Genomic DNA, 13956 nt, shown 5'->3' with positions numbered 1-13956 from the left:
CGTTGAGAGAGCGGCCATAAGGGTGTTCGCGCTCTGGCACTGACCCACCCACCGGAAACGTGTGAACACTTGGGACCTCACTGTGCTCACGTCGCTCATTTGAGTGGCCAACCGGCGTTGACCCGCCGCGTGCTCACGCTTTTTCTCCAAGGTATCCGCCATGAGCTCCCGATTCGCCTACGACCACAACCCCCACAGCACAGGACACGTGATCAGAACCGTGCGCACCCTCATGCGCACCGGCGGCCTGGACGTTTCCCTCACAGCCGTCGCCCGCGCCTGCGGAACCACGCGCAACTTCCTCTACTCCAACTGGAAGACGGCCTCCGCCCTGCATCTGCGCGCGCTGCGGATGGAGCTGGCACAGGCCTTCGACACGGCGGACCGCGCCTGCCCGAGTGACGGCACCGTCCCCGGGATCACCGCGCACCTGACCGAGGTCGTACGGGTCGTGCGCCGTCACCCGACCACGGCCGCCGTCGCCCGGACCGCGCCCCGGGCCTTCGCCGCGGCGTACACGGCGACCGAGGGTTCGCTGATGCGGACGGCGACGGAACGCGTCAGCGACGTACTGCACCCCCTGTGCCGGAACGGCGGCATCTGGGGCCACCCCGAACTGGGTTCCCGGCCCTGGAAGATCCTCTGGATCGCCCGGCCCGCCGCCCTCTGCCCCGAGGCCGTGGGCGACGAGGAGCGGGAGAACGCCCTGGACAACGCCTTCGCCGAACTGGTCCGCGACCTGCTCACCCCCTGGGCCCCCGGCACGCGCTGACGTCCGGCACGACCTGACGGCAGTCAGGCGAGCGGAGGCCCGGGCACTCGTCCCGGTCCGCCCGTGGCCGACCGGCCGGCGTCGGCGGGCGTGCGCGGGACGTCCGTGGGCGAGCCGTCCCCGCCCGACACCCCAGCAGGGCCGACCCGATGACGCAGGGCGCCGGTCCCCCGCACACCCCACACGCACGACACCCCCGAGACAGCACCCCACCCCCAGGACCCCACCCCCGTACGCCCCGCGCGTGCGGCGCCCACCGCTCGGCGGGAAACACCTCGGCGATCCTCCGGTTCGCTCCATCAGGTGGTGTGGAACGCGGCCCGGGCCGATCGGCCCCGCCCCGCCGCGACCATGGAATCGCCCCGGCACGTCCGCCGGGGCGATTCCATGCCTCCACGACGCCTTACTGGAGAGTGCCGTGAAGACTCGTTCCTGGTCCCTCGCCGCCGCCCTCGCCCTGACCGCGCTCCTGTTGCCCGCCCACGCGGCGTCCGCCGCGCCGGCCGCACCCCCGGCCTGCCCCGACGGGTCGGTGTGCTTCTGGAGCGGCGAGGGCTCCGACGGCGACTACTGGGAGTGGACCGCACGCAGCGGCTACCGCGACATGCCGCCCCGGCTCCACGACCGCGTCGGCTCGTTCGTGGCGAGCACCCGGGCCTGCTTCGTGAACTGGCAGCCGACCGAGAAGCGGGACGTCTTCAACGGCGACTGGCGCTCCCGCTACCGCGGCGACTTCGGCGGCCGCATCGACGGGGTCGGCCCGGGCGGCTGCTGACCACCGGATCCCGACCGGGAGCACCCACAGCGCCCCCGCAGGACCGGTGCTCCCGGGTCCGGTGCCGTCGGAACGCCCGGGCCGCGCACGGTCCGGGACCGGTGACCGGTCCCGGGCCACCGGCTCCGTGACGAACCCCACGCCGGGGTCGACCAGTCCGGCGGGCCCGCCGCCCAACGCCACGAAAAACGCCGGACCGCCCGGTCACGGCGACCGTGCCGGACAGGATCCGCCCCTCGGGCAGTGCCGCCGGGAAGGCCCGCGGCGCCGGGCTCCGCGACCGTCCCTCCGCGCCGCCCGGTGTCGCACGGGACGCGGACGCCCGGGTCACCCCCCGTGCGTCGGTGCGAACATCCGCAGCAGCGCCGGCAGGACGACGACGGACGGTCCCGGAGCCGACAGGGCCGCCGCGAGGTCCCGTTCCAAGGTCTCGGGGGTGGTGCGCACGCCCGGGACGCCGAAGGACTCCGCCAGGGCCACGTAGTCCGGGCGGGTCAGCTCCGTCGCCGTGGGCTCGCCGAAGGCGTCGGTCATGTACTCGCGGAGGATGCCGTAACCGCCGTCGTCGACGATGAGCCAGGTCACGTCGAGGTCGTACTGGCGGGCCGTGGCGAGTTCGGCGACGGAGTACAGGGCGCCGCCGTCCCCGGAGACCGCGAGCACCGGGCGGGTGGGGTCGGCGACCGCGGCGCCGAGGGCGGCCGGGAAGCCGTAGCCGAGACCGCCCGCGCCCTGCGCGGAGTGCAGGTGGTTGGGGCCCTGGGCGTCGAAGGCGGACCAGGCCCAGTAGGCCAGGATCGTCATGTCCCAGAAGGACGGCGCGTCCGCCGGGAGGGCGCGCCGCACGGCCGCCAGGACCTGCTGTTCCAGGGTGAGGTCCTGGGCGGCGATTCGGTCGGCGACCTTCGTCAGCAGCGCGCGCACCCGCTCCGGGGCCGTCGCGTCCTCGCGGGGCTCCACCGTCTCCAGCAGCGCCTGGAGGGCGAGGCGCGCGTCCGCGTGGATGCCGATGCCGGGGTGGTTGGACTCCAGCTTGCCGAGGTCGGCCTCGATCTGGATCACCCGGCCGCGGGGCCTGAACGTGTGGTAGTTGGAGGAGAGTTCGCCGAGGCCGGAGCCGACGACGAGCAGGACGTCGGCGTCCTCCAGGAAGTCGGTGGTGTGGCGGTCCTCCAGCCAGGACTGGAGCGACAGCGGGTGCTTCCAGGGGAAGGCGCCCTTGCCGCCGGGGGTGGTGACCACGGGCGCCCGCAGCCGCTCGGCGAGCCGCTTCAGCTTGCCGGAGGCGTCCGAGCGGACCACTCCCCCGCCCGCGATGATCGCCGGGCGGGCGGCGTGCGTCAGCAAGTGGGCGGCGAGGGCGGTGAGTTCGGGGCGCGGGGGCAGTTCGTCCGGGGTGGCGTCCATGGCCGTCACCACCGGCAGGACGGTCTCCGCGAGGAGGACGTCCTGCGGGATCTCCACCCAGACCGGCCCGTGCGGAACGGTCAGCGCCGACTTCCAGGCCGCCGCGATCGCCGAGGGGATCTGGGACGCCGTGCGCACGGTGTGGACGGACTTGACCACACCGCGGAACGAGGCCGCCTGGTCGGGGAGTTCGTGGAGGTAGCCGTGCCGGCCGCCGCCCAGCCCGGCCGTCGGGACCTGGCTGCCGATCGCGAGCACGGGGGCGGAGGCCGCAGCCGCCTCCTGCAGCGCCGCCAGGGAGGTGAGGGCTCCCGGGCCCGTCGACAGCAGCAGCGGGGCCGCCTCGCCGGTGATCCGGCCGTACGCGTCCGCCGCGAAACCGGCGTTGTTCTCCACGCGCAGGCCGATGTACCGGAGGTCCGAGCGGCGCAGGGCGTCGAACATGCCGAGGGCGTGCTGGCCGGGCAGGCCGAAGACGGTGGTCGCGCCGAGCCCGGCCAGGGTCTCCACGACCAGGTCACCGCCGTTGCGGCCGGGAGGGGGGCTGAGCGCCGCCTCCGTCTGCGCGGCGGTCGGGCGGAGCACCAGGTCGTGGTCGTGCGTCACTTCGCGCGGGCCTCCGCAATCTGACGGGACATGATCGTGGTCAGCTCGTACGCCGTGTGGGAGGCGGCCACCGAGGTGATCTCGGCGTGATCGTACGCGGGGGCCACCTCGACGACGTCCGCGGAGACCAGGTTGCAGGAGGCCAGTCCGCGCAGGATCTCCAGCAGTTCGCGGGAGGTCATGCCGCCGGCCTCGGGGGTACCGGTGCCGGGCGCGTGGGCGGGGTCCAGGCAGTCGATGTCGATGGAGATGTACAGCGGGCGGTCGCCGATGCGCTGGCGGAGCTGGTCGGCGACCTCGTCGGCGCCCCGGCGGTAGACGTCGGCGGAGGTGACGATGCCGAAGCCCATCTTCTCGTCGTCGGTGAGGTCCTGCTTGCCGTACAGGGGGCCGCGGGTGCCGACGTGGGAGAGCGCGGAGGTGTCGAGGATGCCCTCCTCGACCGCGCGGCGGAACGGGGTGCCGTGGGTGTACTCGGCGCCGAAGTAGGTGTCCCAGGTGTCGAGGTGGGCGTCGAAGTGGAGCAGGGCGACCGGGCCGTGCTTCCTGGCGACGGAGCGGAGCAGCGGCAGGGCGATGGTGTGGTCGCCGCCGAGGGTCATCAGGCGGGCGCCGGTGCCGAGGAGGTCGTCGGCGGCGGCCTCGACCGTCTCGACGGCCTCGTTGATGTTGAACGGGTTCACGGCGATGTCGCCGCCGTCCGCGACCTGCGCGAGGGCGAAGGGCGAGGCGTCCTGCGCGGGGTTGTAGGGGCGCAGCAGCCGGGACGCCTCGCGGATGGCGTTGCCGCCGAAGCGGGCGCCCGGCCGGTAGGAGACGCCCGAGTCGAACGGCACGCCGACCACGGCGACGTCGGCGCGGCCGACCTCGTCGAGGCGGGGCAGCCGGGCGAACGTCGCGGGACCGGCGTAGCGCGGGACGCGGGACGAGTCGACGGGACCGCGGGGCGTCTCGTTGCTGCTCATGGGGAACTGCCTTCTTTCCTACGCTTCATCGCGTATGCACTGCTTGCCCTGATGACTCTACTGGGCGGCGGGGACCTGCTCGGACACGGATTCGGGGGCGGATGCGGGGGCGCGTCCGGCGAGGCGGTCGCGCCAGGCGGCCAGGACGGCCGGGTCGGTGGGCCGGGTCGCCAGGGAGACCGCGACGTAGGCGGCGAGGGAGGCGAGCAGGCCGTAGGAGACGGGCTCGTTGGCGAGGATGCCGTAGGCCGCCATCAGGGCGACGACGGCCAGTCCGCCGACGGCGACGGCGGCGAGCGCGCCCTGCACGGTGCCCCGCTTCCACAGCAGCCCGCCGAGGATCGGCACGAGCAGTCCGCCGACCAGCAGGTTGTACGCCACGGTCAGCGCCTGGACGACGTCGTTCAGCGCGATGGCGGTGCCGATCACGGCGAGGCCCATGAGGAGGATGAACGCGCGGTTGCCCTTCACGTCGTCATGCTGCTCGCCGGAGGGGCGCACGATGCCGCGCAGCCGCGACCAGATGTCGTTGTTGGCGACGGTGGCGCAGGCGATCAGGGCGCCGGAGGAGGTCGACATCACGGCGGCGAGGGCGGCGGCCAGGACGAGTCCGCGGACACCGACGGGCAGTTCGTCCTTGACGAGGGTGGCGAAGGCGTCGTCGGGGCTGGCGAGCTTCGGGTAGAGGACCTTGGCGGCGGTGCCTATGACGGCGCCGGCGAGGGCGTAGGCGAGGCAGTAGGTGCCGGCGACGGTGCCGCCCCAGCGGGCCGTGCGGTCGCTGCGGGCGGTGAACACCCGCTGCCAGATGTCCTGGCCGATCAGCATGCCGAAGGTGTAGATCAGGACGTAGGTGAAGAGGGTCTCGCCGCCTATGCCCAGCGGGTCGAAGTACTCGGTGGGCAGCTGCGCCCTCATCTCGCCGAAGCCGCCCGCCTTGACGACGGCGATGGGCAGCAGCAGGAGCAGCACGCCGATCGTCTTGACGACGAACTGCACCATGTCGGTCAGGGTGATCGACCACATGCCGCCGAGCGTCGAGTAGGCGACCACGATGGAACCGCCGAGGACGATGGCGAGGGTGCGGTTGATGTCGAACAGGACGTCGAAGATGGTGGCGTAGGCGATGGTCGAGGTGACGGCGAGCATGAGGGTGTAGGCCCACATGACGACGCCGGAGATGACGCCGGCCCGGCCGCCGTAGCGCAGGTCGAGCATCTCGGAGACGGTGAAGACCCTCAGGCGGGCGATGCGGGCGGAGAAGAAGACGCTGAGGGCGAGCAGGCCGAGGCCGATGGTGAACACCATCCAGGCGCCGGAGAGGCCGTACTGGTAGCCGAGGCCGACGCCGCCGATGGTGGACGCGCCGCCGAGGACGATGGCGGCCATGGTGCCGGAGTACAGGACGGGGCCCAGGCGGCGGCCGGCCACCAGGAACTCGCTCTTGGACCTGGCGCGGCGCATGCCCCACCAGCCCATGGCCAGCATGCCGGCCAGATAGACGACGATGACCAGGTAGTCGACGGCCATGCGGGGCCTCCTTCGCGCACTGTCGGTGGCGTGTCGTGCAGGGGGACGTGCTGTCCGGCGGCTCGTCGCGGGGACATCCGCCCGTACCCGCGGGCTGCCGGTCGACCCGACCCTAGGTGGCCGGAAAGCGACTGCGAAGTGTACGTTTCATCCAGTCCAGCCGAACGGGATGGAGGAAACGTCCACCATGCCGGATCCCGCGGTTCCGCCCACACCGCCCGTGCCCCTGGACGCGCTGCTGGCACGCGCGGACCTCGGCCTGCGCCGGATCGCGGGGCCCGACGACCCCGGTGTCGTCGTGCACTGGGCGCACACCTCGGAGATGGCGGACCCCTACCCGTATCTGCTGGGCGGGGAACTGCTGCTGACGGCGGGGGTGCACGTCCCGGAGGGGGCGGGGGCGGGGTACTTCGACGCGTACGTGGGGCGGATCGTGGCGGCGGGCGGCGCGGCGCTCGGGTTCGGTGTGGCACCGGTGCACGACACGGTGCCGGCGGCGCTGGTGGAGGCGTGCGCGATGCACGGGCTGCCGCTGCTGGAGGTGCCGCCGCGGACCACGTTCTCCGCGGTGGCGCGCGCGGTGTGGCAGCTGATGGCACAGGCCCGCCTGGCGGAGCTGCGCCGTGTGTCGGAGGCCCAGCAGGGTCTGGCCACCGCCGCGGCCCGCCCGGATCCCGTGCCGTCCGTCCTGCACCAGCTCGCCCGCCGCCTGGACGGCCGGGCGGTCCTGTACGGCCCGGAGGGCACGGAGCTGGCCGGGGCGGGGCGGGACCCGGGCGCGGAGGCCGGGGCGGCACTGGCGGAGCTGGCGGGGGTGGTGCGCCCCGGCGCCGGGCGGCCCGCCTCCGCGAGCGACACCGCCGGCGGTGTCCGGCTGGTCGCCCACGCGCTCGGCAACGGGCGGGGCTTCGTGCTCGCGGTCGCCGCCCCGCAGCGCGATCCGGGGGACCACACGATCACGTCGGTGGCCGCCGTACTGCTGTCCCTGCTCACCGGTGAGCAGCCGAGCGGTACCGGCGCGGCCCGCGCGTCCGCGCTCGTACGGCTGCTGCTGGGCGGTGCGCCCGAGGAGGTGGCGCCGCTGCTCGGCGGGGAGCGGTGGCGGGTGGTGCACGGCGCGCCGGACGGGCCGGCGCCGCACGGGCGGGCACCGGACGCCGTGGCCGCCTCCGCGCTGGGCGCCGCGCTCGGGTCGGCGCTGGTGGATCCGGTCGGCGGGACCGTACGGGTCCTGGTGCCGGCCGAGCGGGCCGTGGCGGCGCTGCCGGGCTGGACCCTCGGCGTCAGCACGGCGGTCGCCCCGCACGACTGGCCGGCCGCCGACACGGAGGCCGCCCGCGCCCTGGCCCGGGCCCGCGCCACCCGCACCCCGCTGGTCCGGCACGGCGGCCGGCCCGCCCTCACCGACCTCGTCCCGCCGGACGACGCCGAGGCGCACGCCCGGGCGCTGCTCGCGCCGGTAGCGGCCGTCCCCGCGCTCACCGAGACGCTGCGCACCTGGCTGTCCCTGCACGGCAGTTGGGACCGTACGGCGGTGGCGCTGGCGGTGCACCGCAACACGGTGCGGCAGCGGATCGCGCGGTGCGCCGCGCTGCTGGGGGCGGACCTGGACGATCCGGACGTGCGGATGGAGCTGTGGTTCGCGCTGCGGCGCACGTGAGGGCCGGGCGCCCTGAGTATCCGTACCCAGCCGGCTGAGCACGTGACGCACGTCCCAGGAGGCGATACGCCGGGGACGCGCACCGGGCGCTGCTCCACAATGGGGGGCATGCCGATATCCGGGACACCCAGCCGAGCCGAACTCGTCGAACACCTCGTCGCCACGCGGATCGCGGGCGACGTCGCCACGCCGCGTGAGAACAACCTCTCCCACTACCGCAAACTGGCGAACGGCGACCGCCACTACTGGCTCGGCCTGGAGCTCGGCGACCGCTGGACCGACGAGCAGGACGTGCTCGCGGTGATGGCGGAGCGGGTCGGCGTCAACGACGACCCCGAGCACCGGTACGGGCAGGACACCATCGACCCGGAGCTGACGGTGGACGGTCTGGAGCGCCTGGCCGGGCGGCTGCGGAAGGCGGCGGACGGGCGGCAGCGGGTGCTGTTCGCGACCGGTCACCCGGGCGGGCTGCTGGACGTGCACCGGGCGACGGCGGCCGCGCTGCGCGCCGCCGGCTGCGAGATCGTGGTGATCCCGGACGGGCTGGTCACGGACGAGGGCTATGTGATGCAGTTCGCGGACGTGGCGGTGCTGGAGCACGGCGCCACGCTGTGGCACACGCACTCCGGTGAGCCGATGAAGGCGATCCTGACCGCCCTGGAGCGCGAGGGCCGCCCGCTGCCCGACCTGGTCGTCGCCGACCACGGCTGGGCCGGTTACGCCGGACAGCACGGCGTCGACTCGGTGGGCTACGCCGACTGCAACGACCCGGCCCTGTTCCTGGCCGAGGCGGAGGGCACCGTACAGGTGACGGTCCCCCTCGACGACCACGTCACCAGCCCCCGCCACTACGACCCGATGACGGCGTATCTGCTGGCGGAGGCCGGCCTGACGCGGTGAAACGCCCGCGTCGGCCGGGTGCGGGGGACACTCCCGGCCGACGGGGCAGCTGGTGGACGCGAGGGTCAGCCGATGAACGGGACGGCGTCGGCGGGGTCGGCGTGCCAGTTGGTGGCGATGGGCCGGTCGACCGTGGCGGTGTCGGGGAGCTGGAGCGTGACGGAGTTCTCCTCGTCGCCGGCGACCGAGAGGTGGAGCTGGTCGAACTGCACGCCGTTGTCGTCGGCCGTGCTCTTGGGGTTGATGCCGGCGTAGGCGGCGGCGGAGCCGGCGAGGACGACGTCGTCGCCGGCGCTCTGCTCGGCGGGCGAGACCCCGGTGTTGGGGTGGGAGCCGAAGGAGGCGGAGGGGGACACGCCCTCCAGGTGGCAGATGATGCCGGGCTTGGCCTTGGCGGTGATCAGGTAGTAACCGCCCGCCTCGGTCTCGGTCTTGACGGAGAAGGTCAGGTCGCTGGTCGCGCAGGCCTGGGTGCCGGAGCCGGAGCTGTCGGCGGTGGCCGTGGCGGTGGCGGCGCCACCGAGGGCGAGCGCGGCGAGGACGGCCAGGGTCATGCGGGCGGAGCGGGTGGTGAAGCGTGAACGCATGAGGGTCTCCTTGGTGTGACGAGGTGGATCGTCCAGCGGGCCGCTGGGATGACCGCAGCTTGTGCCGTGATCCGTCCCACCCGCCACATCAGCCGCCCATCATGGGACGCCGGAACGCTGGAACGGTCGCTGACCAGCGCGGATGCCGACCGCATGGAACGGTCCACTGGGACGCGGACCGCCGTCCGACCCGTGCGCGGGACACGTGCCGGGTGCCGCTTCCGGCGTCGCGGAGGGGGAGAGGACGTCCGGAGCCGGCTCAGGGGCGCGGGACGCGGACCACGCCCTCCTGGATGACCGAGACGGCGAGGCGGCCGTCCTGGGTGTAGATGCGGGCCTGGCCGAGGCCCCGGCCGCCGTGGGCCGACGGGGACTGCTGGTCGTAGAGCAGCCACTCGTCGGCGCGGAACGGGCGGTGGAACCACATCGCGTGGTCCAGGGACGCGCCGACGACGTCACCGACGGCCCAGCCGCCGCGGCCGTGGGCGAGCAGGACCGAGTCCAGCAGCGTCATGTCGGAGACGTAGGTGGCGAGGACGACGTGCAGCAGGGGGTCGTCCGCCAGTTTGCCGTTGGTGCGGAACCACACCTGGGAGTGCGGTGCGCGGGGCTCGCCGAAGCGGCCGTAGGGCGGCTCGTCGGCGTAGCGCAGGTCGACCGCCGCGCGGGCCTCCAGGAAGCGGTCCACGACCTCGGGGTCGAGGTGGGTGTAGCCGCGCAGCCGCTCCTCGGAGGTGGGCAGGGCGGCGGGGTCCGGTGCGGGCGGCATCGGCTCCTGGTGGTCCAGGCCCTCCTCGTACGTCTGGAAGGACGCCGAGAGGTGGAAGATCGGCTTTCCGTGCTGGACGGCGACCACCCGGCGGGTGGTGAAGGAGCGGCCGTCGCGGATCCGGTCGACGGTGTAGACGATGGGCGCGCCGGGGTCGCCGGGGCGCAGGAAGTACGCGTGCAGGGAGTGGGCGGGCCGGTCCTCGGGGACGGTGCGCCCGGCGGCGACCAGTGCCTGCGCCGCGACCTGCCCGCCGAAGACGCGGGGGACGACGGCGGTCCGGGAGTGGCCGCGGAAGATGTCCTCCTCGATCTGCTCCAGGTCGAGCAGATCGAGGAGGTCCTGTAGTGCCTGACTCATGAGGTCAGTTGTATACGGCAGGGATTTCGCGGGGCTTACAGGCCCATGTCCTTCGCGATGATCGTCTTCATGATCTCGCTGGTGCCGCCGTAGATGCGGTTGACGCGGTTGTCCGCGTACAGGCGGGCGATCGGGTACTCGTTCATGTAGCCGTAGCCGCCGTGCAGCTGGAGGCAGCGGTCGATGACGCGGTGGGCGACCTCGGTGCAGAACAGCTTGGCGGAGGCGGCCTCGGCGGGGGTGAGCTCGCCGGCGTCCAGGGCCTCGGTGGCGCGGTCGGCGACGGCCTCGGCGGCGTCCACCTCGGCCTGGCAGGCGGCCAGCTCGAACTTGGTGTTCTGGAAGTGGGCGACCGGCTTGCCGAAGACGGTGCGCTCCTGCACGTACTGCTTGGCGAACCGGACGGCGGCCTTGGCCTGGGCGTAGGCGCCGAAGGCGATGCCCCAGCGCTCGGAGGCCAGGTTGTGGCCGAGGTAGGAGAAGCCCTTGTTCTCCTCGCCGAGCAGGTCCTCGACGGGGACCTTGACGTCGACGAACGCCAGCTCGGCGGTGTCGGAGGTCTTCAGGCCCAGCTTGTCCAGCTTGCGGCCGACGGAGTAGCCCTCGGACTTGGTGTCGACGGCGAACAGGGAGATGCCGTGGCGGCGGTCCTCGGCCGTCGGGGCGGCGGTGCGGGCGCAGACGATCACCTTGTCGGCGTGGACGCCGCCGGTGATGAAGGTCTTGGCGCCGTTGAGGACGTAGTGGGTGCCGTCCTCGCTGAGCTTGGCGGTGGTCTTCATGCCCGCGAGGTCGGAGCCGGTGCCCGGCTCGGTCATCGCGATGGCCCACATCTCCTCGCCGGTGACGAACTTCGGGAGGTAGCGCTTCTTCTGCTCGTCGGTGGCCAGCATCTTGAGGTAGGGCAGGGCGAGCAGCACGTGCACGCCGGAGCCGCCGAACTGGACGCCCGCCCGGGCGGTCTCCTCGTAGAGGACGGCCTCGAACTTGTGGGTGTCCATGCCCGCGCCGCCGTACTCCTCCGGCACGCTGATACCGAAGACGCCCAGCTCACCGAGCTTGTAGTAGAAGTCGCGGGGCGCCTGGCCCGCCGCGAACCACTCGTCGTAGACGGGGACGACCTCGGCCTCGATGAAGGCGCGGATCGTCTCCCGGAACGCCTCGTGATCCTCGTTGAACACCGTACGGCGCACGAACGCCCACCTCCACGTACCGTTGGCATGTCTAAGCGCTTGCTCAGACAAAGGTACCGGCGAGTATCCGCGGCCGTCCAGACCGGACACCCCGTAACGCTCGTCACTCCGCCGGGGTCAGGGCGCGCCCGCCGCCGCGAACGCGCCCCGGGCCATCCGGTGCAGCAGTTCGGCGGTCCCCGTCCGGCCGGGCAGAGAGCCGGGGCGGGTCAGGTGCGGGGTGGAGTTGAGCAGGCCGAACACCGAGTGCACGGCCGAGCGGGCGGCCGGTTCGGCCAGCTCCGGGTACACCTCGCGCACCACGCCCACCCACAGCTCGACGTACTGCCGCTGGAGCTGGCGGACCAGCTTGCGGTCGCTGTCCCGGAGGCGGTCCAGCTCCCGGTCGTGCAGGGTGATGAGGGGGCGGTCGTCGAGCGCGAAGTCGATGTGCCCCTCGATCAGCGAGTCGAGGACCGCCTCGGGTGCCGCTCCGTCGGCGTCCCCCAGGCGCCGCTTGGCGCCGGTCAGCAGCGAGTCGCTGATCCCTACCAGCAGCTCCGCGAGCATCGCGTCCTTGCCCGCGAAGTGCCGGTAGAGGCCGGGTCCGCTGATGCCGACCGCGGCGCCTATCTCGTCGACCCCGACGCCGTGGAAACCGCGCTCGGCGAAGAGCCGGGCGGCCTCCCTGAGGATCTGTTCGCGGCGGGTGGGGGCGTCGGTTCTCGTGGCCATGGGAACGATTCTAGACAGCGGGGTTAGCGGTCGTTAACCTGGAGGAAATGCGTTAACGCTCATTAACAAGGTGAGGGGACCCGCAGGATGCATGAGGCACCGGAGCTTCACAGCGCGGCCGATCCCGCGTCGGAGGCCTTTCGGGCCAACGAGGAGGCGCACCGCGCGCTCGTGGAGGAGCTGCGCGGCAAGCTGGCCGCGGCCGCCCTCGGCGGCGGCGAGAAGGCGCGGGCGCGGCACACCGCGCGCGGGAAGCTGCTCCCGCGCGAGAGGGTGGACACCCTCCTCGACCCCGGCTCGCCCTTCCTCGAGCTGGCCCCGCTGGCGGCCGACGGGATGTACGAGGGGCAGGCCCCGGCGGCCGGTGTGATCGCCGGGATCGGCCGGGTGAGCGGCCGGGAGTGCGTGGTCGTCGCCAACGACGCCACGGTCAAGGGCGGCACGTACTACCCGATGACCGTGAAGAAGCACCTGCGCGCCCAGGAGGTGGCCCTCGACAACCGCCTGCCCTGCGTCTACCTGGTGGACTCGGGCGGCGCCTTCCTGCCGATGCAGGACGAGGTGTTCCCGGACCGGGACCACTTCGGGCGGATCTTCTACAACCAGGCCCGGATGTCCGGCGCGGGCATCCCGCAGATCGCGGCGGTGCTCGGCTCGTGCACGGCGGGCGGGGCGTACGTCCCGGCGATGAGCGACGAGGCGGTGATCGTGCGGAACCAGGGCACGATCTTCCTCGGCGGCCCGCCGCTGGTGAAGGCGGCCACCGGTGAGGTGGTCACGGCGGAGGAGCTGGGCGGCGGCGAGGTCCACTCGCGGGTGTCGGGCGTGACCGACCACCTGGCGGAGGACGACGCGCACGCGCTGCGGATCGTGCGCACCATCGTCTCCACGCTCCCCGAGCGGGGTTCCCTCCCCTGGCGGGTGGAGCCGGCCGTCGAGCCGAAGGTGGACCCGGCGGGGCTGTACGGCGCGGTGCCGGTGGACTCCCGCACCCCCTACGACGTGCGGGAGATCATCGCGCGGGTGGTGGACGGCTCCCGGTTCGCCGAGTTCAAGGCGGAGTTCGGGCAGACCCTGGTCACCGGCTTCGCCCGGATCCACGGCCACCCGGTGGGGATCGTCGCCAACAACGGCATCCTGTTCTCCGAGTCCGCGCAGAAGGGCGCCCACTTCATCGAGCTGTGCGACCAGCGCGGCATCCCGCTGGTGTTCCTGCAGAACATCTCGGGCTTCATGGTGGGCCGGGACTACGAGGCGGGCGGCATCGCCAAGCACGGCGCCAAGATGGTCACGGCGGTCGCCTGCACACGGGTGCCGAAGCTGACGGTGGTGGTCGGCGGGTCGTACGGCGCGGGCAACTACTCGATGTGCGGGCGGGCGTACTCGCCCCGCTTCCTGTGGATGTGGCCCAACGCGAAGATCTCGGTGATGGGCGGCGAGCAGGCCGCGTCGGTCCTCGCGACCGTCAAGCGGGACCAGCTCCAGGCGCGCGGCGAGGAGTGGCCGGCCGAGGACGAGGACGCCTTCAAGGCCCCGATCCGCGCCCAGTACGAGCGCCAGGGGAACGCCTACTACGCGACGGCCCGCCTCTGGGACGACGGCGTGATCGACCCGATGGAGACCCGGCAGGTGCTGGGCCTGGCCCTGACCGCGTGCGCCAACGCGCCACTGGGCGACCCCCAGTTCGGCGTCTTCCGGATGTGAGGGAACGGACAACG

12 protein-coding genes are annotated in these 13956 nt (G+C 73.1%); 5 read left to right on the top strand and 7 right to left on the bottom strand.

Annotated features, from left to right (window positions below; genetic code table 11):
• Nucleotides 1-160 precede the first annotated feature (160 nt).
• Both FHX78_RS21880 and FHX78_RS21875 read left to right on the top strand, forming a co-directional pair.
• The gene (locus FHX78_RS21880) at nt 161-772 is read left to right on the top strand and encodes a hypothetical protein (RefSeq protein ID WP_145869122.1); all 612 of its coding nucleotides are present in this window, start codon (nt 161-163) and stop codon (nt 770-772) included.
• Nucleotides 773-1190: 418 nt separating this feature from the next.
• On the top strand, nt 1191-1547 hold the full coding sequence (locus tag FHX78_RS21875) for a peptidase inhibitor family I36 protein (protein WP_145869121.1): 357 nt from the start codon (nt 1191-1193) through the stop codon (nt 1545-1547).
• Between the two features lie 327 nt (nt 1548-1874).
• Here FHX78_RS21875 and FHX78_RS21870 read toward each other — a convergent pair whose 3' ends face one another.
• From FHX78_RS21870 to FHX78_RS21860, 3 genes are read right to left on the bottom strand one after another with little or no spacing between them, the layout of a single operon-like run.
• A complete protein-coding gene (locus FHX78_RS21870) occupies nt 1875-3560 on the bottom strand; it encodes a thiamine pyrophosphate-binding protein (protein WP_145869120.1) in 1686 nt (561 codons plus the stop codon).
• Nucleotides 3557-4525 carry an agmatinase gene (gene speB, locus FHX78_RS21865; protein WP_145869119.1) on the bottom strand — a complete coding sequence of 323 codons (969 nt, stop codon included), beginning with the start codon at nt 4523-4525 and terminating at the stop codon, nt 3557-3559. Before speB ends, FHX78_RS21870 begins: the two co-directional genes overlap by 4 nt.
• A gap of 57 nt (nt 4526-4582) precedes the next feature.
• The gene (locus tag FHX78_RS21860) at nt 4583-6055 is read right to left on the bottom strand and encodes a sodium:solute symporter family protein (protein ID WP_145869118.1); all 1473 of its coding nucleotides are present in this window, start codon (nt 6053-6055) and stop codon (nt 4583-4585) included.
• Between the two features lie 187 nt (nt 6056-6242).
• Here FHX78_RS21860 and FHX78_RS21855 point away from each other — a divergent pair, with 187 nt between their 5' ends.
• On the top strand, nt 6243-7715 hold the full coding sequence (locus FHX78_RS21855; protein ID WP_189908616.1) for a PucR family transcriptional regulator: 1473 nt from the start codon (nt 6243-6245) through the stop codon (nt 7713-7715).
• Between the two features lie 108 nt (nt 7716-7823).
• The gene (locus tag FHX78_RS21850; RefSeq protein ID WP_145869116.1) at nt 7824-8615 is read left to right on the top strand and encodes a phosphatase; all 792 of its coding nucleotides are present in this window, start codon (nt 7824-7826) and stop codon (nt 8613-8615) included.
• 65 nt (nt 8616-8680) lie between these two features.
• Here FHX78_RS21850 and FHX78_RS21845 read toward each other — a convergent pair whose 3' ends face one another.
• The 4 genes from FHX78_RS21845 to FHX78_RS21830 all read right to left on the bottom strand — a co-directional run bounded on the left by FHX78_RS21845 (nt 8681) and on the right by FHX78_RS21830 (nt 12238).
• Complete coding sequence (locus FHX78_RS21845; RefSeq protein ID WP_145869115.1) at nt 8681-9202, bottom strand: DUF4232 domain-containing protein; 522 nt, start codon at nt 9200-9202, stop codon at nt 8681-8683.
• Between the two features lie 259 nt (nt 9203-9461).
• The gene (locus FHX78_RS21840; protein WP_145869114.1) at nt 9462-10331 is read right to left on the bottom strand and encodes an acyl-CoA thioesterase; all 870 of its coding nucleotides are present in this window, start codon (nt 10329-10331) and stop codon (nt 9462-9464) included.
• Between the two features lie 35 nt (nt 10332-10366).
• Nucleotides 10367-11524, bottom strand: a complete 1158-nt coding sequence (locus FHX78_RS21835; protein WP_145869113.1) for an acyl-CoA dehydrogenase family protein — start codon at nt 11522-11524, stop codon at nt 10367-10369.
• Nucleotides 11525-11641: 117 nt separating this feature from the next.
• On the bottom strand, nt 11642-12238 hold the full coding sequence (locus FHX78_RS21830) for an SACE_7040 family transcriptional regulator (RefSeq protein WP_145869112.1): 597 nt from the start codon (nt 12236-12238) through the stop codon (nt 11642-11644).
• Between the two features lie 87 nt (nt 12239-12325).
• Between FHX78_RS21830 and FHX78_RS21825 the strand changes: the two genes are divergently transcribed.
• Nucleotides 12326-13942 carry a carboxyl transferase domain-containing protein gene (locus FHX78_RS21825; RefSeq protein WP_145869111.1) on the top strand — a complete coding sequence of 539 codons (1617 nt, stop codon included), beginning with the start codon at nt 12326-12328 and terminating at the stop codon, nt 13940-13942.
• Nucleotides 13943-13956 lie beyond the last annotated feature (14 nt).

Origin of the sequence: Streptomyces capillispiralis (genome assembly GCF_007829875.1) — a bacterium.
GTDB classification, from domain to species: domain Bacteria; phylum Actinomycetota; class Actinomycetes; order Streptomycetales; family Streptomycetaceae; genus Streptomyces; species Streptomyces capillispiralis.
The sequence above is the reverse complement of the archived record's forward strand: the minus strand, read 5'-3'. Positions and strand labels throughout refer to the sequence as shown.

Bases quoted from the DNA above. Each gene is read 5' to 3' on its own strand.
- FHX78_RS21830 (WP_145869112.1), bottom strand. From the start codon at position 12,238: ATGGCCACGAGAACCGACGCCCCCACCCGCCGCGAACAGATCCTCAGG.
- FHX78_RS21855 (WP_189908616.1), top strand. From the start codon at position 6,243: ATGCCGGATCCCGCGGTTCCGCCCACACCGCCCGTGCCCCTGGACGCG.
- FHX78_RS21850 (WP_145869116.1), top strand. From the start codon at position 7,824: ATGCCGATATCCGGGACACCCAGCCGAGCCGAACTCGTCGAACACCTC.
- FHX78_RS21860 (WP_145869118.1), bottom strand. From the start codon at position 6,055: ATGGCCGTCGACTACCTGGTCATCGTCGTCTATCTGGCCGGCATGCTG.
- FHX78_RS21825 (WP_145869111.1), top strand. From the start codon at position 12,326: ATGCATGAGGCACCGGAGCTTCACAGCGCGGCCGATCCCGCGTCGGAG.
- speB (WP_145869119.1), bottom strand. From the start codon at position 4,525: ATGAGCAGCAACGAGACGCCCCGCGGTCCCGTCGACTCGTCCCGCGTC.
- FHX78_RS21880 (WP_145869122.1), top strand. From the start codon at position 161: ATGAGCTCCCGATTCGCCTACGACCACAACCCCCACAGCACAGGACAC.
- FHX78_RS21845 (WP_145869115.1), bottom strand. From the start codon at position 9,202: ATGCGTTCACGCTTCACCACCCGCTCCGCCCGCATGACCCTGGCCGTC.
- FHX78_RS21840 (WP_145869114.1), bottom strand. From the start codon at position 10,331: ATGAGTCAGGCACTACAGGACCTCCTCGATCTGCTCGACCTGGAGCAG.